The 22,723-nt window shown below is 34.4% G+C and carries 20 protein-coding genes; 12 read left to right on the top strand and 8 right to left on the bottom strand.

The annotated features are described in order from the left end of the window. Positions 1–49: 49 nt before the first annotated feature. Positions 50–439: a PUR family DNA/RNA-binding protein gene (locus P177_RS05800; protein WP_036152830.1), complete on the bottom strand. Its 390-nt coding sequence runs from the start codon at positions 437–439 to the stop codon at positions 50–52. A gap of 65 nt (positions 440–504) precedes the next feature. Continuing rightward, positions 505–2,256, bottom strand: a complete 1,752-nt coding sequence (locus P177_RS05805) for an ABC transporter ATP-binding protein (RefSeq protein ID WP_036152834.1) — start codon at positions 2,254–2,256, stop codon at positions 505–507. 217 nt (positions 2,257–2,473) lie between these two features. On the opposite strand from P177_RS05805, the gene nusB reads away from it, so the two are divergent. From nusB to yajC, 3 genes are read left to right on the top strand one after another with little or no spacing between them, the layout of a single operon-like run. Further along, complete coding sequence (gene nusB, locus P177_RS05810) at positions 2,474–3,421, top strand: transcription antitermination factor NusB (RefSeq protein WP_036152836.1); 948 nt, start codon at positions 2,474–2,476, stop codon at positions 3,419–3,421. 43 nt (positions 3,422–3,464) lie between these two features. After that, entirely contained in the window at positions 3,465–3,935 is a 471-nt protein-coding gene (locus tag P177_RS05815; RefSeq protein ID WP_036152838.1) for a DUF1573 domain-containing protein, read from the top strand. A gap of 24 nt (positions 3,936–3,959) precedes the next feature. After that, positions 3,960–4,247 (top strand): preprotein translocase subunit YajC, encoded by a 288-nt coding sequence (gene yajC / locus P177_RS05820; protein ID WP_036152840.1) that lies wholly within the window; start codon positions 3,960–3,962, stop codon positions 4,245–4,247. Positions 4,248–4,321: 74 nt separating this feature from the next. On the opposite strand, the gene P177_RS05825 is transcribed toward yajC, so the two are convergent. Further along, the gene (locus P177_RS05825) at positions 4,322–4,921 is read right to left on the bottom strand and encodes a YdeI/OmpD-associated family protein (RefSeq protein WP_036152843.1); all 600 of its coding nucleotides are present in this window, start codon (positions 4,919–4,921) and stop codon (positions 4,322–4,324) included. A gap of 4 nt (positions 4,922–4,925) precedes the next feature. Continuing rightward, on the bottom strand, positions 4,926–6,149 hold the full coding sequence (gene pepT / locus P177_RS05830) for a peptidase T (protein ID WP_036152846.1): 1,224 nt from the start codon (positions 6,147–6,149) through the stop codon (positions 4,926–4,928). A 75-nt stretch (positions 6,150–6,224) separates the two neighbouring features. Between pepT and P177_RS05835 the strand changes: the two genes are divergently transcribed. Together P177_RS05835 and P177_RS05840 are read left to right on the top strand one after the other, a co-directional pair. After that, complete coding sequence (locus P177_RS05835; RefSeq protein WP_157486475.1) at positions 6,225–6,671, top strand: hypothetical protein; 447 nt, start codon at positions 6,225–6,227, stop codon at positions 6,669–6,671. Between the two features lie 58 nt (positions 6,672–6,729). Then, the gene (locus P177_RS05840) at positions 6,730–7,776 is read left to right on the top strand and encodes a quinone-dependent dihydroorotate dehydrogenase (protein WP_036152851.1); all 1,047 of its coding nucleotides are present in this window, start codon (positions 6,730–6,732) and stop codon (positions 7,774–7,776) included. A 68-nt stretch (positions 7,777–7,844) separates the two neighbouring features. Here the strand turns inward: P177_RS05840 and P177_RS05845 are convergent, their stop codons facing one another. After that, positions 7,845–8,255: a Dabb family protein gene (locus tag P177_RS05845; RefSeq protein ID WP_036152854.1), complete on the bottom strand. Its 411-nt coding sequence runs from the start codon at positions 8,253–8,255 to the stop codon at positions 7,845–7,847. An 85-nt stretch (positions 8,256–8,340) separates the two neighbouring features. On the opposite strand from P177_RS05845, the gene P177_RS05850 reads away from it, so the two are divergent. The 7 genes from P177_RS05850 (at position 8,341) to guaB (ending at position 17,950) form a co-directional block, all read left to right on the top strand. Beyond that, complete coding sequence (locus P177_RS05850; protein WP_036157897.1) at positions 8,341–8,961, top strand: LysE family translocator; 621 nt, start codon at positions 8,341–8,343, stop codon at positions 8,959–8,961. Positions 8,962–9,014: 53 nt separating this feature from the next. Beyond that, entirely contained in the window at positions 9,015–9,884 is an 870-nt protein-coding gene (locus P177_RS05855; RefSeq protein WP_036152857.1) for a hydroxymethylglutaryl-CoA lyase, read from the top strand. A 137-nt stretch (positions 9,885–10,021) separates the two neighbouring features. After that, complete coding sequence (locus tag P177_RS05860) at positions 10,022–11,272, top strand: DUF4856 domain-containing protein (RefSeq protein ID WP_036152860.1); 1,251 nt, start codon at positions 10,022–10,024, stop codon at positions 11,270–11,272. A 94-nt stretch (positions 11,273–11,366) separates the two neighbouring features. Continuing rightward, positions 11,367–12,500 (top strand): imelysin family protein, encoded by a 1,134-nt coding sequence (locus P177_RS05865; RefSeq protein WP_036152863.1) that lies wholly within the window; start codon positions 11,367–11,369, stop codon positions 12,498–12,500. Further along, complete coding sequence (locus P177_RS05870) at positions 12,500–13,867, top strand: HTTM domain-containing protein (RefSeq protein ID WP_036152866.1); 1,368 nt, start codon at positions 12,500–12,502, stop codon at positions 13,865–13,867. Before P177_RS05865 ends, P177_RS05870 begins: the two co-directional genes overlap by 1 nt. After that, a complete protein-coding gene (locus P177_RS05875) occupies positions 13,848–16,319 on the top strand; it encodes a TonB-dependent receptor domain-containing protein (protein WP_036152868.1) in 2,472 nt (823 codons plus the stop codon). The genes P177_RS05870 and P177_RS05875 overlap by 20 nt, the downstream gene beginning before the upstream one ends. Positions 16,320–16,477: 158 nt before the next feature. Then, positions 16,478–17,950 (top strand): IMP dehydrogenase, encoded by a 1,473-nt coding sequence (gene guaB / locus P177_RS05880; protein WP_036152871.1) that lies wholly within the window; start codon positions 16,478–16,480, stop codon positions 17,948–17,950. A gap of 60 nt (positions 17,951–18,010) precedes the next feature. Here guaB and P177_RS05885 read toward each other — a convergent pair whose 3' ends face one another. The 3 genes from P177_RS05885 to lysA form a co-directional block, all read right to left on the bottom strand. Further along, a complete protein-coding gene (locus P177_RS05885; protein ID WP_036152874.1) occupies positions 18,011–20,593 on the bottom strand; it encodes a M1 family metallopeptidase in 2,583 nt (860 codons plus the stop codon). 143 nt (positions 20,594–20,736) lie between these two features. Further along, entirely contained in the window at positions 20,737–21,273 is a 537-nt protein-coding gene (locus tag P177_RS05890; RefSeq protein ID WP_036152876.1) for a thioredoxin family protein, read from the bottom strand. A gap of 60 nt (positions 21,274–21,333) precedes the next feature. Further along, a complete protein-coding gene (lysA, locus tag P177_RS05895) occupies positions 21,334–22,572 on the bottom strand; it encodes a diaminopimelate decarboxylase (protein WP_036152879.1) in 1,239 nt (412 codons plus the stop codon). Positions 22,573–22,723 lie beyond the last annotated feature (151 nt).

Below are 22,723 nucleotides of genomic sequence, written 5' to 3' on the forward strand. Positions count from 1 at the left end.
AACGGCCCTTAAAAAAGGACCGTTAATTTGTAAAAAGAAAGTATTGAGATTAAATATCTTCAAAACTAACATCTGTAAAGCTAGACGTACTTGTAGTTGTATTCTCTACAGGTAATTCAGCTTCAGTCGCAACTTCTTCTTTCTTAAAATCTTTTTGGTGTCTTTCAGAAATTACTTCGGATCCTTTTTCATTAATGATGAAATCCATCATTTCTTCAACATTTTCTTTGAAGGCATCAAAGTCTTCTTTGTATAAATAAATTTTATGCTTCTTATAATGGAAAGAACCATCGTCATGTGTAAATTTCTTACTTTCTGTAATCGTTAAATAATAGTCCCCAGCTTTTGTACTTCTTACATCGAAAAAGTACGTTCTTCTACCTGCGCGTAAAACTTTGGAGTGAATTTCTTCCTGATCTGATAAATCTCTTTCGCTCATTTCTAATGTTTAGTGTCGTTATGCTATCAAAAATGGAAAAAAAAACACTATCCTACAACAATTTTTTAACTTTCTTTCTCTGAAAGCTGTTTGTGATAGAGGTCTTTATAGTAACCTTCTCGCGTATTTAACTCATCATGCGTACCTTGCTGAATTAGTCTTCCGTCATCTAAAACAAGAATTTTATCGGCATTTTTTGCTGAAGAAACTCTGTGACTTACAATTAATGTAGTTTTATTCTGAGAGGCTTTTTTAAGATTATTCAATATTTCTTCCTCCGTTTCTGTATCCACTGCAGAAAGACAGTCATCAAATAAATAAATTTGTGGTTTCTTGATTAACGCTCTTGCAATAGAGACACGTTGCTTTTGTCCGCCACTTAATGTAATACCTCTTTCACCTAAAACGGTATCGTATTTTTTAGAGAAACCCATGATGTTTTCATGAACAACGGCATCTTTGGCAATATCTATGATTTCTTGGTCTGTGGCCCCTTCTTTTCCAAATTTAATATTGTTCTTTATGCTGTCGGAAAATAGAAAGGCATCTTGTGGTACGGCACCAATAGACTCTCTTAAACTGGTTAAATCTATATGTTTTATTGGTTCGTCATCTATTAATATTTCGCCAGATGTAGTATCGTATAATCGTGATACTAAATCTAATATAGTTGATTTACCTGATCCAGTTTTACCAATAATCGCAGTTGTCTCACCTTCGTTTATAGTAAACGATAAATGCTTTAAGGCATTGATGTTGGTGTCTTGGTACGTAAAATCAACATCTTTAAATTCAATCTTACCTTTTACATCATGCTGGTGAGTGGGTGTGTTCTTAATTTCTGACTCCTCATTTAAAAACTCATTAATACGTTGTTGGCTGGCAGCAGCTCTTTGTACTATAGAAGTGAGCCACCCTACGATAGCAACTGGCCAAGTCAGCATATTTACATATAAAATAAACTCGGCAATTAAACCAACTTCAATTTCACCGGCTAAATATTGTTTTCCGCCAATATAAATAACCAATATATTACTGATACCTATTAGTAGTATCATTAATGGAAAAAACCAGGCATTTACCTTTGCTAAGCTTACACTTTTCTCTTTCCCTTCATTGGCAAGTTTTACTAAATCATCATTGGTCTGTGGTTCTAAAGCATAGGCTTTAATGACCGAAACTCCTGAAAATATTTCTTGCGTAAATGTAGAAAGTGTAGATAAGTATTGTTGTACAATGGTACTTCTCTTATGTATGACCTTACTTATTTGATATATTAATACAGATAAAAAAGGTAATGGCAATAGTGTATAGGCAGCCAATGTAGGTGCCTTTATGAACATTAAAGGTATTAAACAGGCAAATAAAGTCAGTGTCTGTATACCGTACATAATTGCCGGACCGGCATACATGCGTACTTCATTTACATCTTCACTTATTCTATTCATTAAATCTCCTGTTCTATTTTTCTTGTAGAAGTTGAGACTAAGTTTTTGATAATGATCAAATATTTCATTTTTAAGATCGTATTCTATATATCTTGAAATATTGATTATTAATTGGCGCATTAAAAAAGTAAAGAAACCAGATAATATTGCTGCACCTACTATAATAAGTATATACTCCATCAACAATTCTTGCGCTGTTGATTTTTCTATTTCCGCATTTATATACTGTTCAACTACAGTAATAGAATTATTAACGTAAGAGGGCATAATCAATTGAAATAACCTTGCAACTATGGTTATTATGATCCCGAAAAAAAGCTTAAGCCAGTATTTTTTAAAGTATTTATTTAGATGCTTAAGTTCTTTCATAAGTAGTAGAAAAGCTAATAGTGTAAATTTATGTGGGCAAAGATAGTTTTTTGACCTAAAACGATATGTTATAAATAAGCTAAGATAAATACGATTGCTATTGTGACCCTTTAAATAGATACTTACCTTTGCGGCTTTATTAACTCGATAATCGAGATTTAATGCTCCCAGGGCTTGCCCCTAGGTTATTTACTAATAATTAAATAAGTTCTTTCAAATGCTTACAAGAAGGCACATTAGGGTAAAGGTAATGCAGAGTATTTACGCTCTAATTCAGTCCAAGGACGATTCATTACAGAAACAAGAGAAGTTTTTAAAGGTAAGCATAGAGAATACCTATACGCTATACCTTTTGTGGTTAAGCCTTTTTGTTGAGTTACAAAAAAGAGCAGCAGACCAAATTTCCCTTTCCGCCAATAAATACATTAGCGATAAAAAGACAGCATTTCCTAATCCTAAAAAGTTTATTCAAAACAGATTGCTATTGCAAATTGTTGAGAATAAGACCTTAGAAGAAGAGCTTACTCATAGAAAGTTAGATAATTGGTATTTGAACGAGGAGTATGTAAAGTTGATCTACAAAGAGATTTTAGAGAGCGATGCCTACCAAGAATACATGTCTACACCTGAAAGTGACTATGCTGCTGATAAAGAATTGGTGATGACCTTGTTCAAGAACATAATAGCACCGAACGAAAAAATCTACGACTACTTTGAAGATGATAAATTAACTTGGGTTGACGATATACCTATTGTGAACACATTTGTTTTAAAGCATTTTAAGAAAGCAAAATTAACGCACCCAGAATCTTACTTTTTGCCAAGCTTGTTAAAAGATGATGAGGATATGACATATGCTATGCAATTGTTGACAAGAACCTTATTAAAGAACGATGCATTAGAAAAAGAGATTGAAGGTAAAACACCAAATTGGGATAAAGATCGTATTGCAGGTATTGATAGTATTTTATTAAAAATGGCTATTTGTGAGCTATTACATTTCCCTTCTATTCCAGAAAGGGTAACTATAAATGAGTATTTAGAAATTGCCAAGGAATATTCTACTCCTAAAAGTAGCATTTTTATAAACGGAATTCTCGATAAACTTACTAAAGAATACAAGTCAGAAGGAAAGCTTAACAAAATGGGAAGAGGTCTATTATAAAAATATTTTATAATTTTACAATTAATTGATAAATCTAAATAGTATGAAAAAAATAGTTCTAATCGTTGGTCTAGTATCAATGGTAGCTTTTACTTCTTGTAAAGACAACGCATCAAGTAAAATTAAAACTGATAATGTAGCAGAAGCTGCGGTAAGAGATGAGGCTGCTAAAGCGGTACCTGTAATGTCTTTTGAGAAAGCAGAACATGATTTTGGTACAATTGAGCAAGGTACTCCACAAGAGACCGTATTTACGTTTACCAATACAGGTAACGCTCCATTGATTATTACCGATGCTAAAAGTAGCTGTGGTTGTACAGTTCCTAATCCTCCAAAGGATCCAATTGCACCAGGTGAAACAGGTGAGTTAAAAGTTAATTTCAACGGTTCTGGACAAAACCAGGTTACTAAAACCATTACGGTTACGGCTAACACGGAAAAAGGTTCTGAGCTTTTAAGAATCAAAGCTTTCGTTAACCCAAAAGGAGCAGCTCCATTAGGACCTGTTAAATAATTATAAATTACAGATATACCAAAAATGGGTGATATAGGGCAGTTTCTTCCAATGATTTTGATTTTTGTGGTCGCATATTTTTTTATGATCAGACCCCAAATGAAAAGACAAAAGGATGAAAAGAAATTTTCAGCAGAATTAAAACGTGGTGATCGTGTTATTACCAAAAGTGGTCTGCACGGAAAAGTAGTAGATTTGAATGATAAGGATACTTCTTGTGTATTGGAAACAATGGCAGGGAAGTTAAAGTTTGATAGATCTGCCATATCCATGGAAATGAGCGCTAAGTTAAACGCTCCAGAAAAGAAATAACTTTTTCTGAATTCATATAAAAAACACCGATGAAAACATCGGTGTTTTTTTGTTTTTAATTTTAAGATAATAGCTTACTTCTTGTATTGGTCATGCAGTCCTCTACCTGCTAATATCAGTGGAATTATCTTTTCTAATCTAGATAGTTTTGTTTTTTCTTGTTTAGCGGTTGCTATAAACTCGGCGTAATCTTTTTGTTTGGAATAGGTTAATTTGCTAAAAGCGTCCTTTATGTCATAGTTGTTTTCTAATGCAATAGATAAGTATGCAGGAATCTCAATTTTGGTTTTAGGTTTTTTCTCAACCTTTACCTGTAAACCTTTCTTTTGATTTGCTATAGCCTCATTTATATAAGATGTAATGTCTTTTTTATCAATGCCTTCAAGTGAAGTAAATTTCCAGTGACGCATTGCCATGGTTTTGCCTTCTTGTGCATTTTCTAAAACTTTTTTAGGATCACTTAAAAAGACGCCGTTAAAAAACCAGATACCAAAGTGATTTTTGAATTTGTTTATAGCGATGACATTTTTATTATTGATCATGTAGGTAGGGAAACTCCATTTGTAGGTTTCCGTCATACCGCAGTCTAAAGCAAGGGTTCTTAATTGGGTTACACCATTTTTAAATTGATGTGCTTCATTATAAAACAAAGCTATTTTCTCTTGCTTTTCCATTTTGTTATTGATTTGCCGTTAATTCACAAATGCGCACAATTACTTCTACTGCTTTCTGCATGCTCTCCACAGGTACATATTCGTATTTTCCGTGAAAGTTATGTCCACCGGCAAAAATGTTAGGGCAGGGTAAGCCCATATAGCTTAATTGAGAACCATCCGTACCGCCTCTAATGGGTTTAATGATTGGTTTTATGCCAATATCTTCCATAGCCTTTTTAGCGGTTTCAACAATATGAAAAACAGGTTCTACCTTTTCTTTCATATTAAAATATTGATCATTTAATTCTAGATCGATGCAATTATCATATTCATTATTATACTTCTTGACAATATCTTGTACCAATTCTTTTCGTTTATTAAAATGCTTTAAATCATGATCTCTAATAATGAGTTCTACGGTTGCATTTTCAATTTCTCCATCAAAGTGATGCACGTGAAAAAAGCCTTCTCGACCAGTGGTTTCTTCCGGCACTTCATGTTTTGGTAAGTCGCTGATAATCTTATTGGCGATTAAAAGGGCATTTACCATTTTACCTTTTGCATAACCTGGGTGTACACTTTTACCTTTTACCTTGATTTTTGCTCCCGCAGCATTGAAATTTTCATATTCTAGCTCGCCAATTTGGCTTCCGTCCATAGTATATGCCCAAGCAGCACCAAATTTTTCTACATCAAATTTATGTGCACCACGACCAATCTCCTCATCTGGAGTAAACCCAACTCTAATAGGTCCGTGCTTTATTTTAGGATTGTTGATCAAATATTCCATGGCAGTTACAATCTCTGTAATACCTGCTTTATCATCTGCACCCAAAAGTGTGGTACCATCTGTAGTAATGATGGTCTGGCCAATATACTGTAGTAAATCATCAAAATAGGAAGAGGATAAAATGATGTCTTTTTCTTTGTTCAGAACAATGTCTTTACCATCGTAGTTTCTAATGATCTGCGGATTTACGTTCGTACCTGAAAAATCTGGTGACGTATCAAAATGAGAAATAAAACCAATGGTGGGTACTTCATGATCAACATTAGAAGGTAAGGTTGCCATGATATATGCATTGTCATCTATAGTAACATCTATCATGCCTATAGCCTGTAACTCTTCAACTAGTTTATTGGCTAAATTCCATTGTTTTTCTGTGCTTGGTGTGGTCTCTGATGATGAATCGCTCTGTGTGTCAATAGTAATGTAACTAATGAAACGGTCTATAATATGCTGCATGCTATATGTGTTTTATCAAAAATAAGCTTATATATTGTAATTTAGTAAGCGTAATATTCTATAAATACAATGATGATGAAATTTAGATATGTGGTAATGATGGCTTTTCTTTTGTTCATTGCAAATGTAAATGCACAGGCAGATTGTATTCTTGGGGTTGGTGTAACGAGCGATTCTATAATTTCAGATATTTTTCAATTGAATGATATGCAAAAAGAAAAATTAGAGAGTTTTAGCGGAGAAGTAAAATATCGAAATGATATTTTAAGTAATGAATTAGAAAATGTAAAGAGTAGACACCCGCAAAGTAGTGTTGAGGAACTACGTCAACTGGCCGGTAAGTATAAGGTGGTTATGGATAGTATGGCTAGAGTTCAAGAAATGATTGATAAAAGAATGTTGGCATTGTTCAATTCAAATCAGTATAAATTATACTTGTCGTTATGTAAAGAAGCTTCTCGTTCAGCATATATTATCACTCCTGCGGTATATACAGACAGTATACCTAACGAAAACAGATAAAATATTGCTTAACTTTCTCATTTACAGTTTGTACTTTTGCGGCTTATAAATTAGATACATGTACAGGCTTTTTATTAGACCTCTTTTATTTCTTCTCGATCCAGAAAAAGTTCATCACATTAGTTTTTCAAGTATTAAGTTTTTTTCCAAAATAGGTCTGTCAGGACTTATTAAATCAATGTTCGTTGTTGAGGATAAGCGTTTGGAACGTGAGCTTTTTGGTTTGAAATTTAAAAATCCCGTTGGTTTGGCCGCCGGCTTTGATAAAAATGCTGTTTTATATAACGAACTTTCGGATTTCGGATTCGGATTCGTAGAAATAGGTACATTGACACCTAAGCCTCAGGAGGGGAACCCTAAGAAGAGATTATTCCGTTTAAAAGAAGATAAGGCTATCATTAACCGAATGGGGTTTAATAATCACGGCGTTTTTGAAGCCGTAGAGAATTTAAAGAAAAATCATAAAGTACTTATAGGTGGTAATATTGGTAAGAACAAAGTGACACCTAATAATGAAGCCATCAAAGATTACCTCATTTGTTTTGATGCACTATTTGATCATGTAGATTACTTTGTTGTGAATGTAAGTTCACCAAACACTCCGGGTTTGCGTGAGCTACAGGATAAAGAGCCATTAACGGCATTGTTGAATGAACTTCAATTAGAAAATGCTAAGCAAAGTGAACGTAAAGAAACTATACGTAAACCTATTTTGTTGAAAATAGCACCAGACCTTACTGATAGTCAATTGTTAGATATTATTGATATTGTAAGCGATACTTCTATAGACGGGGTTATTGCGACCAATACAACTATTTCTAGAGAGAATTTGAAATCCCATGCACTAATAACTGAAGAAGCTGGCGGACTTAGTGGTGCTCCTTTAAAAGATAGAAGTACAGAGGTTATTCGCTTTTTAGCTCAAAAAAGTAATAAAGCATTTCCAATAATTGGTGTTGGTGGTATAAACTCTGCTGAAGATGCCATAGAGAAATTAGAAGCTGGGGCAGATTTAATTCAATTATGGACGGGCTTTGTATATGAAGGTCCAGCTTTGGTGAAACAAATTAACAAAGCTTTGTTGGAGAAAACAGCTACTTCATAGAGAAATATTTTAATATAGAAAAGCCCTTGTACAATTTGTGCAAGGGCTTTTTTTAATTGTGATTGGTTCTATTTTTTGGTCCAATAATCTACCACGAATACATCTTCTAAATGCGGAGTTAATACAGCTCCAAAAGCTTTGTGGTCTGGGTGCGGTAAATAAATTGCCCGATCCTCTTCACTTTCAAAAGTGAGAAAAAAAGCATGGGTAAACCCTTTATCCAAACCTTCCGGACTATTGTTCAGTCCCCATTCATATCCTTTTATTTGCTCAATTTTTGAAGGTAGCGCACTAAAAGCATCTTCAACTTTTTTAATCTGTGCAGGGGTTGTTCCTTCCTTAAACTTAAAAAATACGGTGTGCCTTAATAAACTATCGTTTTGGATCATTGTTGTTGAGTTCATGTTTTCATTTGTCTTGGCAAAAGCGTTTGAAGCAAATGAAATACTAATTAGTAACAGAAGTAATTTGATTTTCATAGTGTTTGATTTTTAAACAAGATATTAAAAATAGGTGTAATTGGCGGTAATTCGTACTTTTCGGGTAGAACTAATATTTTTAAGTTTGAATTACGAGATTTTATTGGCTTTTTCAATGGCGACCTTTGTTCTGGCACTTTCACCCGGTCCTGATAATATATTCGTGCTCATACAAAGCATTAGTAATGGCAAAAAATATGGTTTAGCGGTCGTTGCAGGATTAATGACCGGTTGTTTAGTCCATACTACGTTATTGGCATTTGGAGTTTCTGCAATTATTAAGAATAACCCTGCTATATTTACTTTTATAAAAATGTTTGGGGCTGCCTATTTATTATATTTAGCTGTAATGGTGTATAGAGGTGGTGATGCTATTTCTATTGCCGGCGAAACAAAGAATAAAAATAAATTAGGTTCATTATATAAACAGGGTTTCATAATGAATGTGTTGAACCCTAAGGTGACCATTTTCTTTCTAGCATTTTTTCCGGGATTTCTATTTTCAGATTCTTTAAGTAATGTTACTCAATTCTATACCCTTGGTTTTTTATTTATAGTGGTTTCTTCACTTGTTTTTAGCGCTATCGCAGTTTTATCTGGTCAAATCTCCAATTTCCTGACAGCTAATAAGAGGACCGGATTTGTTTTAAAGTGGATTCAAGTTATTGTCTTCATCGGAATTGCGATTTATTTACTTATAGGGTAGTTTATTTGAAATATTAATATGAGATACTTGTTTAGAGTTCGTATTTTTACGAAATGTCTAATTCAAAGATCAAAATAGTTGAGTGTCCTAGAGATGCTATGCAAGGCATAAAGCAGTTTATACCTACAGATGAAAAAGTCAGGTATATACAATCTTTGTTAGGCTGCGGATTTGATACTATTGATTTCGGAAGTTTTGTTTCGCCAAAGGCTATACCACAAATGGTAGATACTGCAGAGGTGTTGTCCAAGTTAGATTTGTCTAAAACAAATTCTAAATTACTTTCTATAGTGGCAAATGTGCGTGGCGTACAAGATGCGGTTACACACCCAGAAATTGATTATTTAGGTTTTCCATTTTCTATTTCAGAAAATTTTCAAATGCGAAATACGCATAAGACCATTGCGCAATCCGTAGAAACTTTACAAGAGATATTTGACTTAGCGGATGCCGCTAATAAAGAGGTAGTAACCTATATTTCTATGGGTTTTGGTAACCCATATGGTGATCCTTGGAATGTTGATATTGTGGGGGAGTGGACAGAGAAGTTGGCAAAAATGGGAGCAAAAATATTATCGCTTTCAGATACCGTTGGTTCTTCTGATCCCGAAACTATTTCATACTTGTTCTCGAATCTTATTCCCAAATATCCAAATATCGAATTTGGTGCGCACTTGCATACTACGCCTACCAAATGGCATGAAAAAGTGGCTGCTGCATACGAATCTGGGTGTAGACGTTTTGATGGTGCCATACAAGGTTTTGGTGGTTGCCCAATGGCTAAGGATGATTTAACAGGAAACATGCCCACAGAAAAAATGCTTTCCTATTTTACTTCGGCGAAAGCAGATTCTGGAGTTAACTGGATGACATTTGAGGCTTCTTATAATAAAGCTACCGAGTTGTTTTTACAATATCACTAGTCTTTTGTTGTATTCTTCTTAGTTACATTAACATTATGTTAAGTTTATTTAGATTTATTATAGATAAGCTTGCTTTGCATGGAAACATGTTATACGTTTGCAATCTTATTTAAAATAAGTCTTAATAAAAAAAGAAAATGAAAAAGAACCTATTTGTACTATCTTCTATTGCAAGTTTACTATTTATTTCTTGTAGTTCTGATGATGATAGTTTAGAATTGACTACATGTGAAGATGGTGATTGTGATCCTGTTGAAACAACAATTGATAATCCAGATTCGTACGTATTTACAAGAGATAATGAAAGCACGGTTAGTTTTGATGGTCAAACAACAAGATTAAAAATGGGTGCAGAAATTTTAAGCGCATTTACAGATGTAACATCAACATCTGATCAAATTTTAAGTATGTATGCTCATGAAGAAGGAGCCAATGATTTTGAAGAAACAGAATTAAATGCATCTGATAAAAGTGTAAAAAGTAAAACAGCTGCATCGGCAGATTTCTTTTCTACCAATGCCACCGATCAAACATTGATCAGAGCGGATTTTGATAGCTTTATCACAGCACAAGTAAATGAGGTATTCCCAAACTGGGAAGTTGCAGCAGCAGAAGGAACAGCCGGGCAAATAGCTGACGGTTCTTCTACCAGATATATTAATGCTCAAGGTTTAGAATACAACCAAGCATTTAATAAAGGTTTAATTGGGGCGCTTACTCTTGATCAAATAGTCAACAATTATTTAAGTACTTCGGTTTTAGATGAAGGTGATAATAGAGCGGATAATGATGCTAATGTTGTAGCGGAAGGTAAAACCTACACCAATATGGAGCATAAGTGGGATGAAGCTTATGGATATGTTTATGGCTTAAATGCCGATGCTGCAAACCCAAATGATGACTTAGGTGCAGATAGCTTTTTAAATAAATATGTTGGTAGAGTAGAAGGGGATGACGATTTTGCCGGTATTGCCGATGAAATTTTTCAAGCCTTTAAATTAGGTAGAGCTGCCATTGTAGCTAAGCAATATGATGTTAGGGATGCACAGGCAGAAATTATTAGAGAGAAACTTTCTGAAGTTATCGGTATTAGAGCGGTGTACTATTTACAACAAGGTAAAAATAGTTTAGATCAAGAAACACCTGATTATGGTGGTGCTTTTCATGATTTATCAGAGGGTTACGGATTTGTTTACAGTTTACAGTTTACACGAAAAACCAATTCCACAGATCCTTATTTTACCAAAGAAGAAGTTGATGCGTTTTTAGTAGATATAATGGATGACGGAGAAAACGGACTTTGGAATGTAGAAGCAGCTACATTAGATGCTATTTCTACTGACATTTCTGGAAGGTTCAGTTTTACCTTAGAGCAAGCAGCAGAATAATTCGATATAAGGTTAATAAAAAAGCAATTCATTCTAATAAGATTGAATTGCTTTTTTTATTTTTGCATTTAATTAGAATAAATAAAAATAAGCTATGAGAAAGATAATAGGGGCATTGTGTATTATGACCTTAGTATGGGCATGTTCTAGTGATAGTGCTACAGATGATGAGGTAATTATACCAGATGACCAAGAAGAGGTTTCTTTTGAGCGTAGTGCCATGTTAATCAATTGGGCAGATAATATAATCATTCCATCATATGAAGCATTTTCTGGTGATTTGGATGCTTTATTAAATTCATTTAACACTTTTAAAGTAGACACTAATGAAGGTAATTTAACAGCATTACGCTCTGCATGGATAAATGCTTATACTTCTTGGCAGCGTGTTGAAATGTTTGAAATTGGTCCTGCGGAATCGGTAGGTTTTCAACTGAACATGAATATATATCCAACGGATAATGAGAAAATCGATGGGTTTATTGTGGATGGAAGTTATGACTTATCCTTATCCTCTAACAGAAGTGCAAAAGGGTTTCCGGCTTTAGATTACCTGTTAAACGGGTTGGGCGAGAACGATGCTGAAATTTTAGGCTTCTACAATGGCGATAATAAAGAAGCTTATCTAAAATATACAGAAGATGTTTTATTGGACATGCAAGCATTGACCGCAACTGTTGTTTCAGATTGGACTACGGGGTATAGAGATACTTTTGTAGCTAATGATGGATCTTCATCTACCGCATCTGTTGATCGTATGGTAAACGATTATATTTTTTATTTCGAAAAATATCTAAGAGCAGGTAAAATGGGAATTCCATTAGGCGTTTTTTCCGGCAGTACTTTGCCAAGAAATGTTGAAGCGTATTTTGATGCAAGTATTTCCAATGATTTATTTTTAGAAGGTTTAGCGGCTGTTCAAGATTTTTTTAATGGCAAGCATTTTAACTCAACTACACAGGGAGAAAGTTTGGCGTCTTATTTAGATGCATTGAATTCGGTAAAAAACGAAGAAGATTTATCTACGTTGATCAATGATCAAATGAATACGGCAAAAAGTATGGTGATGGATCTTTCAGCCTTTAGAGCGGAGATTGAAGATAACAATCCGCCTACCAATATGCTTTTAGCTTATGATGAAGTACAAAAAGCAGTACCTATGCTAAAAGTAGATATGGTTTCAGCAATGAGTATTAGTATTGATTTTGTTGATGCCGACGGTGATTAATGGAATCGGTAATTAAGAAATATATAAAAGCTCCCGTAGAGACCGCCCCTTTGGCGGTCTTTCGTATTTTATTTGGTCTAATGATGTTTTTTAGCATTGTTCGATTTTGGAGCTATGGTTGGATCGATAAACTTTACATTCAGCCAAAATTCTTTTTTTCTTACTATGGGGTTGAGTGGGTAAAGCCATTAGGCGTGTATACTTATCTCATATTTATAATTTGTGGTTTTGCAGCGCTACTGGTGGCTCTTGGGTATCGGTATAAATTAAGTATTGTCATATTCTTTTTGAGTTTTACCTATATAGAATTAATGGATAAGACAACATACCTTAACCATTATTACTTTATTAGCTTACTTAGTTTTTTAATGATATTTCTGCCCGCAAATGCAACCTATTCCATAGATGCATATCTAAACCCTAAAAAAAGTTTTGAATATGTACCAAGCTGGACAGTGAATAGCATTAAGCTACTTTTAAGTATCGTATATTTTTATGCTGGACTGGCGAAGTTAAATTCAGATTGGTTGCTAAAGGCTATGCCTTTGAAAATTTGGTTGCCTTCAAAATTTGATACTCCGTTTATAGGTGGTTTACTTGGTGAAGAGTGGGTGCAATATGCATTTAGCTGGTCTGGAGCACTATATGATCTAACAATTCCTTTTTTCTTGTTATTCAAAAAAACCAGACCGTATGCATTTGTAATGGTCGTAGTTTTTCATGTGTTGACTAGGGTACTTTTTCCTATTGGCATGTTCCCGTATGTAATGATCATTTCTGCTTTGATATTTTTTGATTCAAGCTTTCATGAGAAAATCTTAAAATACCTTTCGAAGTTCTTGAAAATGGATGATACGAAATTTAATAATCAGAAAGTTTATCAAGATTTTCCGACTATTACATCGAAAATGAAAATGACCGTTTTAATTGCCTTTTTTGCTATACAACTTATTTTTCCTTTTAGGTATCTTTTGTATCCAGGTGAGTTATTCTGGACGGAAGAAGGTTACCGATTTTCTTGGCGCGTAATGCTCATGGAAAAATCTGGTTACGCACAATTTAAAATTGTAGATGGAGAATCTGGAAGATGGTTTTATGTGGATAATACAGATTTTATCACTCCGTTTCAAGAAAAACAAATGGCATTTCAGCCAGATTTTATATTAGAATATGCCCATTTTTTAAAAAATCATTTTGAAAAAGATGGTCATAAAAATGTGCAGGTATTCGTAGATTGCCAAGTTAGTTTAAATGGTAGGTTAAGTACAACATATATAGACCCTACTATTGATCTTGGAAAACAAAGAGAGTCTTTTTTACATAAGAATTGGATAACACCATTTAAAGATGAGATTAAAGGAATTTAGTTATATACTGTTATTATTAGTATCATTTCCATTATTTGGGCAGTTTAATATTTCAGGACAAGTGACCGATGAAGATGGTGTTCCTGTTTCTGATGCAGAATTGTATATTAAAGAATTAGAGCGTTTAGAAACAACAAATTCAGAAGGTTATTATTCAGTAGAAAGTTTAGCGGCAGGTACTTATACCATTGTTGTATTTGCTTATGAGTTTGAAATTGAAGAACAAGATGTTGTTCTAAATGACAACGTTACTTTTAACGTAACACTGCAGCGTCTAAAAGTCAACAATTTGTCAGAAGTGGTTTTAATTCAGAAACGAGAAGAGGTTTTTGCATTAAAGCAATTGAAGAAAGTAGAGGGTACTGCGATTTATGCTGGTAAAAAGAGTGAGGTTGTACTTTTAGAGGGTATTACTGGTAATTTGGCAGCTAACAACCCAAGACAGATATATAGCCAAGTAGTAGGACTCAACATTTATGATAACGGCGACGCAGGTTTACAATTGAATATTGGAGGTAGAGGTTTGGACCCTAATAGAACGGCAAATTTCAACACCAGACAGAATGGGTATGATATAAGCGCAGATGTTTTGGGTTACCCAGAAAGTTATTACACTCCGCCAGCTGAAGCTTTAGAGGAAATTCAAGTAGTTAGAGGTGCAGCTTCATTACAATACGGAACACAATTTGGAGGTTTGGTGAATTTTAAATTCAAACAGCCCAACCCAAATAAGAAAATCGAATGGGTTAGTAGGCAGACAGTGGGGTCTTATGATCTAAAAACCTCGTTTAATAGTCTTAGTGGTACGGTAGGTAAAATAAGTTATTATACATATTTCAATTATAAAGAGGGCAGTGGTTTTAGACCAAATTCTAATTACAACAGTAGAAATTATTTTGCGCACATAGGGTATCAGGTTTCTGATAAAACGAAACTTACGCTAGAGACTACATTTCTTAATTATTTGGCGCAACAGCCAGGTGGTCTTACAGATGCCCAATTTAGTGAAGATCCTACTTTTAGCAATAGGGAGCGTAATTGGTTTGATATTGATTGGAAATTGTACTCCTTGCGTTTAGATCATAAGTTCTCTTCAAAAATGGATTTTAGTTTGAATCTTTTTGGATTAGATGCTTCTAGAAGTGCACTTGGTTTTCGTACAAACAGGGTGTCGCAGCCAGATGACCTTGAAGAGCCGCGAGAGTTGTTAATTGATAATTTTCAGAATTGGGGTGCAGAAGCTAGATTGCTTACTAGGTATAAATTGGGTAATACAGAATCGGCTCTCTTATTAGGCTCTAAAATTTATAGAACCGATAATAATCAAAGACAAGGTCCTGGTACAACTGCTTCTAATGCAGACTTTAATTTTGCGGATGATGAATTTCCAAATTACGAGAGACAATCTCAATTTAATTTCCCTAACTCCAATTTAGCATTCTTTGGTGAGAATATATTCAATATAACTCCAAAACTCACCTTAACACCAGGATTTAGATTAGAGCATATTAAAACAGAAAGTATTGGGACTTATAAGAATATTGTACTCGATTTGGCAGGCAACCCACTTTTAAATGAAGAGATAGAAGATAATAGAGAGTTTGATAGAACGTTTTTGTTACTTGGTATTGGGGCTAGCTATAAGTTAAATTCCAGTATTGAGTTTTACGGTAATTTTTCTCAGAATTATAGGTCGGTCACTTTTAGTGATATACGAGTGGTGAACCCTTCTTTTCAAGTGGATGAAAATATCTCTGATGAAGATGGCTTTACTGCAGATATTGGATTTAGAGGTAGATATAACAATGTGTTGTCTTATGATGTTAGTGCATTTAGCTTACTATATGACAATAGGTTAGGGGAGATATTAAAGAGCGAAACACAGACCAATGCTTTAGGGGAAGAAGTGGAAACGGGAAGTATAGTTCGTTTTAGAGGTAATATTGGTACTGCCTTTATGTACGGTATTGAGAGTTTTGCAAATTGGAGTATCAAGGAAACTTTCCTATCTGCTAGTGAAAAGTTGAAACTAAATTATTTTGTAAACTTGGCGTTGACCAATTCTGAGTATTTATCTTCAGAAGAAACGAATGTAGAGGGGAATAAGGTAGAATTTATACCTGATGTAAACCTAAAAACTGGTCTTAATTTCGGGTACGGCAACTTAATAGGTAGTTTGCAATACACGTATTTGTCAAGTCAATTTACAGATGCGACTAATGCGCCACAAGATGTAAATGATAATCAACGTGGTATAGAAGGAGAGATACCTGCATATGACATTATGGATTTTTCTTTGGCTTATTCCTATAAAAAATGGAAATTAGAAACTGGTATAAATAATCTTTTGGATAATAGCTATTTTACACGAAGAGCAACTGGGTACCCAGGACCTGGTATTATTCCGTCAGAACCTAGAACATTTTATACGACCTTACAGTTTAAATTTTAGTATGTTATCTGGTAATGTAATAGTATAGTTTACTTAAAAGATGTCTTGCCTGGTTTTTAATAAAGCCCTTTTATGTGAAGCTTTTGCTAAGGTTATGTTAATGGTATATAAGTCAACAATATTCGCTATATTTGCACGCAATTAAATCCTTAATTGCTATGCAAGCCCACCAAAATAAAATTCTAGGAGAAGGTCTAACTTACGATGATGTACTGTTAGTACCTGCTTATTCTGAAGTGCTTCCAAGAGAAGTAAGTATTCAGACAAAATTCACAAGAAATATTACAATCAATGTACCTATCATATCGGCGGCGATGGATACGGTTACAGAGTCTAGAATGGCAATTGCCATGGCTCAAGAAGGTGGTATAGGTGTTCTGCACAAGAACATGACCATTGAGCAGCAAGCCATGAAGGTGCGAAAGGTAAAAAGGGCTGAAAGCGGAATGATTTTAGATCCGGTCACCCAACCACTTGATTCAAAAGTAAAAGACGCCAAGGCTAATATGAAAGAGTATAGCATTGGTGGTATTCCTATTGTTGACGCCGATGGTAAACTTTTAGGTATCGTAACCAATAGAGACCTACGTTTCGAAAAAAATAATGAAAGACCAATATCAGAAGTAATGACTTCTGAAAATTTGGTAACAGCAGCAGAAGGTACTTCACTTTCAGAAGCTGAAGATATTTTACAACAACATAAGATTGAAAAGCTACCTGTTGTAGATAAAGATTATAAGTTGGTAGGTTTAATTACATTTCGTGATATTACTAAACTTACCCAAAAACCTAGCGCCAACAAAGATCAGTACGGTCGTTTACGTGTAGCGGCGGCATTAGGTGTTACTGCAGATGCGGTAGACAGAGCTGAGGCATTGGTTAATGCCGGTGTGGATGCTGTGGTTATAGATACTGCTCATGGGCATACAAAAGGTGTGGTATCGGTATTGCAAGAAGTAAAAAAGAAGTTTCCAAACTTAGATGTTATTGTTGGTAACATTGCAACTGGCGAGGCTGCTAAGTATTTGGTAGATGCAGGTGCAGATGCAGTTAAAGTTGGTATTGGTCCAGGTTCTATCTGTACAACAAGAGTTGTTGCAGGTGTTGGCTTCCCTCAATTTTCTGCTGTTTTGGAAGTAGCAGCGGCTATAAAAGGTTCTGGAGTTCCGGTTATCGCAGATGGTGGTATTCGGTACACAGGTGATATTCCTAAAGCTATTGCTGCAGGTGCAGATACAGTTATGTTAGGATCACTTTTGGCAGGAACCAAGGAATCTCCGGGAGAAACGATTATCTATGAAGGTAGAAAGTTCAAATCTTACCGAGGTATGGGGTCTGTAGAGGCAATGAAGCAAGGTAGTAAAGATCGTTACTTTCAAGATGTTGAAGATGATATCAAGAAATTAGTACCTGAAGGTATTGTAGGTCGTGTGCCTTATAAAGGTGAATTATACGAAAGCATTCACCAGTTTATAGGTGGTTTAAAAGCTGGTATGGGATACTGTGGGGCAAAAGATATTGCTACTTTACAGGACAATGGAAGATTTGTTAAAATTACGGCTAGTGGTATTAATGAAAGTCACCCACATGATGTAACCATTACAAAAGAAAGTCCTAATTATAGTAGATAGAAAAATAGATGTGTATAAAAAAAAGAGGTCTAAAAGACCTCTTTTTTTTATGTCTCAATATTAATCTAATGAGGTGTCTATCTGTTTCTGCAGAAGTTGCACCCTTCTTAAATCATCTGAAGCTTGTAATACTTTTGATTTCAAGGAAGGATTTAAATCGGGATTTTCCTTAAGAAAACGCTGTAATATTTCATAAGCCTCTGGAGATGTGTAATTGCCTACTGTACTACTTAACCATCTCTTTGGGAAAAAGATATCACCTGTTTGTTGTATTTCATCAACTAAGTCTAGACTTGCCCTTAGATAGTTTATTGATTCTTTTTGATGTAAAGGGTGATTTAAATTATTCATGGCATTAGCCACCCATGATTCTTTAGCACGGTTTTCTTCAAGTTTTAGAGATTCAAAAAATGTATTTTTAGTGTTATTGTCTGTTGAAAGAGATGGAAGTAAAAACTTAAACCTATTTAATTTATCATTGTTGCTTATTGCTTTTTCAGCTATTTCAAGGATGTTCTTACTTTCAGGATGTTGGTATAAGGCTAAATCCATCGCCAATTCCGTAAAATTATCGTCGTTAAGTTTTAGGTTACTGATTACTATATCTTTCTTCCAGATTTTGTATAATCGGTCTTGGGAAATACCTGTATAACCTAATGATACATAAGTATTGTATAAGGTCTTTTTAATATTGGGCGAAAGTTCTTCTTGTAATTTAGCCCATATCTGTTCTGTAATTTCTTTCTGATAAAAAAGGCGTTGTTCGGCAGTAAGATATTTCCAAAAAACTGAAGAGGTATACCTAGAAATGAGATTAATTAATAATTCATTCTTTTCATTAACTAGTCCTTTTGAATATAGTTTTATTGCTGCATTGGGAGTAATACTTCCATTTAGCATGTTCTCATATGTATTTATATAAGCGTAACCACGAGCCACTTGGTCATTTATGGAAGGTATAATGTCTATATCTTGTTCTTGAACAGGAAACACTCCGTAGCCTTCAGCATTAGAATTATATAATATTGCACTTGGTTTATCCATGCCAATAGCTTCATCTAAACTTAATTCGCTACTAACCATGTTAACGGTTAACGTCTTAGTTTTATCCGGATAAAGAAATGATACGTCAAATCTCTGTGGCCACGAATGATTAGATTTATCTTCTGCTTTTTGAAATAGTTTATATGAGGTTATTTTATTGTCATCACCATATTCAATATCATCATTAAAGATGGGTCTACTAGAACTATTTACCCAAACATCGCTCCACCCAACCATATCAGTAGTAGACTTTTTATCAAGAATATCAATTAGCTCACCCCAAACAGCATTCTTGAATGCAAAGGTTTTAATGTATTCTTGAATGCCTGTTTGAAATGCCTCTTTACCTAAAACGGTTTCTAGTTGACGCATCATTATTGGCGCTTTGTTGTAAATAATACTACCGTAAAGTGAACCTGCGTTGTTGAGGTTTTCTAAGTCTTGGCGAATAGGGTTCGTCCCCAATGTTCTGTCTTCACCATAAGCATTAGGGTAGTGGGTGATCATGAAAGCCAATTGATGATCTATATCTGGGAAAGCGGGATTCATAATTTTATCTGCCATGAAATTGGCAAACACCTCTTTCATCCAAACATCATTAAACCAATTCATAGTTACTAAATCTCCAAACCACATATGAGATGTTTCGTGGGCAATTAGCTTTGCACGACTTAATTTTCTGTTAGCGGTAGCGCTTTCATCTAAAAAGAGAGAACTCTCACGATATTGAATTGCGCCTACATGTTCCATGCCACCATATTGAAATCCGGGTATGGCGGCATAATCCATTTTTTGAAAAGGAAAAGGATAAGCGGTATAGTCCTCTAAAAACGATAAGGATTGCTGATGTAAATCAAAAATGGAGTCTAAGCTATACTTAATTTTAGTGGTATCCGTTTCTCGGTATAGTAGGGTCATATCCATATTAGCCGGTTTTTGAGTTACAGATTCAAATTTACCCGCTACAAAAGAAAATAGATAGGTGCTCATTTGGTCAGAAGCGCTAAAATTATGTTGTGTGTATTCACCTTTCTGAGTTTGCTTTACTTCTTTAGGGCCGCATAAAACTTTCCAGTCGTTTGGTGCTGTAATATTCAATGTATACATACCTTTTATATTAGGTTGATCAAAACAGGGGAATAGTGTTCTTGCACGATCAGGTACTAATAGAGTATACAGGTAATCTTCATTTCTATTAAGAGAAAGCTCACCAGCATCAAACTCAATTATAACGGTGTTATTTCCTTTAATTAAGTAGTTTTCATGTAAAGCGATATGTTCATTTTCATGAAGAATATCAACTTCAGTTTTGTTAATGGATACCGATTTTATTTTGGAAGTTTCCTCTTTAAAATCTAAGTAGACCGGTTCTTTAAGATGTTCTAAATCAAAATTTAAAACCAGTTGAGAAGGTATAGGAGCTTCTTGTTCTTTAGGGATATTAAAACTTAAGTTGTAATGAACATTTGATATTAGAGTAGCTCTTTGGGCTGCCATTGCTTCTGATACTCCAGATTCAACTTGTTTTGAATTGTCATTTTCGTTAGCGCACGATATTAAAATGATGACTAAAAAACTAGCGTAAAATAGGTTCTTCATAACTTAGAATTATACGTTGCTGTGAAAGTACTTTAATGGAAATTGCTTTCCAATTTTTCAACAACGTATAACTCTAAAGAAAAGTAAATTTATAAATGAGCCATTGCATATTTGTAATGACTATAGAAGGTAAGTGTAAATTCTTATTTACCAGCTTCACCAGTATAGGCTTTCCAATCTTTTTCTTTGTAAATGTCACTACCAAAATAGCGAGCAATTTCTAAGAATGGCTCTGGCTTTTGATAACCAGGTATTGGAGAAAGCATGTTTAATTCTTCGTCTAAGAAAATAGTAGTTGGGTAGCTTAAACGACCTTGCATTAAAGCAGCTGCAAATTCATGATAACCTTTTCTGCCCGACGGAACAAATTTATATGTCTTCCCTTTATATTCGATTGGGTCTTTACCTTCACCATCAAACTTTACCATATAATAATTCTCTGCCATGTATGCAGCAACTTCCGGATTTTGAAAAGTGTCTTTATCCATTTTCTTGCACCATCCACACCAATCTGTGTACACGTCAATAAAGACTTTCTTTGGGTTGGTGTCGTTCGCCGTTAATTCGGCAGCCTCTTCCCAAGAAATCCAATTTACCTCTTGTGCATAACTAGCGGCCGAAATAAAAAGAACAGCTAAGAATAAAAATGATTTGGAGAAAGATAAAGAATACGTTTTCATGAGTTTAATTTGAGTGTATAGTCCAACTATTATACCAAAACTAACGTATTTTTAAATGCTTTATTTCACTTTTGCGGTTTCTTTAACAGCGAATAAATCTTTTACATCTACTTGATTACGAATTAAATCTTCAAAAGTTTCTCTTTCGCGTATAAGAATTGCCTTCCCTTTATGCCAAAGAACTTCTGGTGGTCTAAATCTTGAGTTGTAGTTACTTGCCATAGTAAAGCAATACGCACCTGCATTTTTAAAGCAAAGAATATCACCTTCGGTAATCTCGTTTATTCTTTTATTGCTGGCAAAAGTATCGGTCTCACAGATATACCCTACAACAGAATAATAACGTTCTCTGCCCTTTGGATTAGAAATGTTGTTTATTGTATGTGTAGCACCATAAAGCATTGGTCTAATTAAATGGTTGAAACCTGAATCTACACTTGCAAATACGGTTGATGTAGTTTGTTTTACCACATTTACTTTTGCAAGAAAAACACCTGCTTCACTCACTAAAAACTTACCCGGCTCAAAAGCCAATGTCAAATCTTTACCGTATTCTTTACAGAACTCATTAAAGCGTGTACTTAGTTTTTTTCCTAGTTCTTCAACATTGGTTTCAATATCACCTTCTTTATAAGGTACTTTGAAGCCACTACCGAAATCAATAAAATCAAGATTTTTGAAATTACGAGCAGTATCAAAAAGAATTTCAGAGGCATATAAGAATACGTCGATATCTAAAATGTCGCTACCTGTATGCATGTGAATACCGTTGATATTCATTTTTGTCAATTCTACAATACGAAGTAAATGAGGAATCTGATGAATACTGATTCCGAATTTAGAATCTATATGACCAACGGATATATTAGAATTTCCACCTGCCATTACATGCGGATTAATACGTATACACACTGGAATATTTGGATGCTTACTACCAAATTGTTCTAATATAGATAGGTTGTCTATGTTAATGCGTACTCCTAATTTGGCGGCTTGCTCAATTTCTTCTAAAGAAACTCCGTTAGGGGTAAAAATGATTGATTCTGGTTTAAAACCAGCTAATAAACCTAGTTGAACTTCTTGTATAGAAACGGTATCCAAACCGCTACCAAGACTATTCATCAATCTTAAAATAGTAATATTAGAAAGTGCCTTGGCTGCATAGTTAAGTTTCAATTTTTTTACAGAACCAAAAGCTTTGGTCAATCTATTGAACTGTGAAACTATTTTTTCCGAGTCATAAACATAGACCGGATCACCATAGGTTTTTGCGATTTGCAATAAATCCTCATTTCTCATGCTATCTATTTTTTAGCAAATTTACTTTTCTAAATGCGTATGTACAAAAATAATAACATAAATACATTTAAAATAACAAATTGTGATATTTGAAACAATCTACTATTTTATTTATTTTGGAGCTAAATAAACCTCTTTGTACTTTTAGCAA

This window comes from Maribacter forsetii DSM 18668, assembly GCF_000744105.1.
In the GTDB taxonomy this organism is placed as follows: domain Bacteria; phylum Bacteroidota; class Bacteroidia; order Flavobacteriales; family Flavobacteriaceae; genus Maribacter; species Maribacter forsetii.

Coding starts and splice junctions, on each gene's coding strand:
- P177_RS05800 (WP_036152830.1), bottom strand. CDS start 439: ATGAGCGAAAGAGATTTATCAGATCAGGAAGAAATTCACTCCAAAGTT.
- P177_RS05805 (WP_036152834.1), bottom strand. CDS start 2,256: ATGAAAGAACTTAAGCATCTAAATAAATACTTTAAAAAATACTGGCTT.
- nusB (WP_036152836.1), top strand. CDS start 2,474: ATGCTTACAAGAAGGCACATTAGGGTAAAGGTAATGCAGAGTATTTAC.
- P177_RS05815 (WP_036152838.1), top strand. CDS start 3,465: ATGAAAAAAATAGTTCTAATCGTTGGTCTAGTATCAATGGTAGCTTTT.
- yajC (WP_036152840.1), top strand. CDS start 3,960: ATGGGTGATATAGGGCAGTTTCTTCCAATGATTTTGATTTTTGTGGTC.
- P177_RS05825 (WP_036152843.1), bottom strand. CDS start 4,921: ATGGAAAAGCAAGAGAAAATAGCTTTGTTTTATAATGAAGCACATCAA.
- pepT (WP_036152846.1), bottom strand. CDS start 6,149: ATGCAGCATATTATAGACCGTTTCATTAGTTACATTACTATTGACACA.
- P177_RS05835 (WP_157486475.1), top strand. CDS start 6,225: ATGAAATTTAGATATGTGGTAATGATGGCTTTTCTTTTGTTCATTGCA.
- P177_RS05840 (WP_036152851.1), top strand. CDS start 6,730: ATGTACAGGCTTTTTATTAGACCTCTTTTATTTCTTCTCGATCCAGAA.
- P177_RS05845 (WP_036152854.1), bottom strand. CDS start 8,255: ATGAAAATCAAATTACTTCTGTTACTAATTAGTATTTCATTTGCTTCA.
- P177_RS05855 (WP_036152857.1), top strand. CDS start 9,015: ATGTCTAATTCAAAGATCAAAATAGTTGAGTGTCCTAGAGATGCTATG.
- P177_RS05860 (WP_036152860.1), top strand. CDS start 10,022: ATGAAAAAGAACCTATTTGTACTATCTTCTATTGCAAGTTTACTATTT.
- P177_RS05865 (WP_036152863.1), top strand. CDS start 11,367: ATGAGAAAGATAATAGGGGCATTGTGTATTATGACCTTAGTATGGGCA.
- P177_RS05870 (WP_036152866.1), top strand. CDS start 12,500: ATGGAATCGGTAATTAAGAAATATATAAAAGCTCCCGTAGAGACCGCC.
- P177_RS05875 (WP_036152868.1), top strand. CDS start 13,848: ATGAGATTAAAGGAATTTAGTTATATACTGTTATTATTAGTATCATTT.
- guaB (WP_036152871.1), top strand. CDS start 16,478: ATGCAAGCCCACCAAAATAAAATTCTAGGAGAAGGTCTAACTTACGAT.
- P177_RS05885 (WP_036152874.1), bottom strand. CDS start 20,593: ATGAAGAACCTATTTTACGCTAGTTTTTTAGTCATCATTTTAATATCG.
- P177_RS05890 (WP_036152876.1), bottom strand. CDS start 21,273: ATGAAAACGTATTCTTTATCTTTCTCCAAATCATTTTTATTCTTAGCT.
- lysA (WP_036152879.1), bottom strand. CDS start 22,572: ATGAGAAATGAGGATTTATTGCAAATCGCAAAAACCTATGGTGATCCG.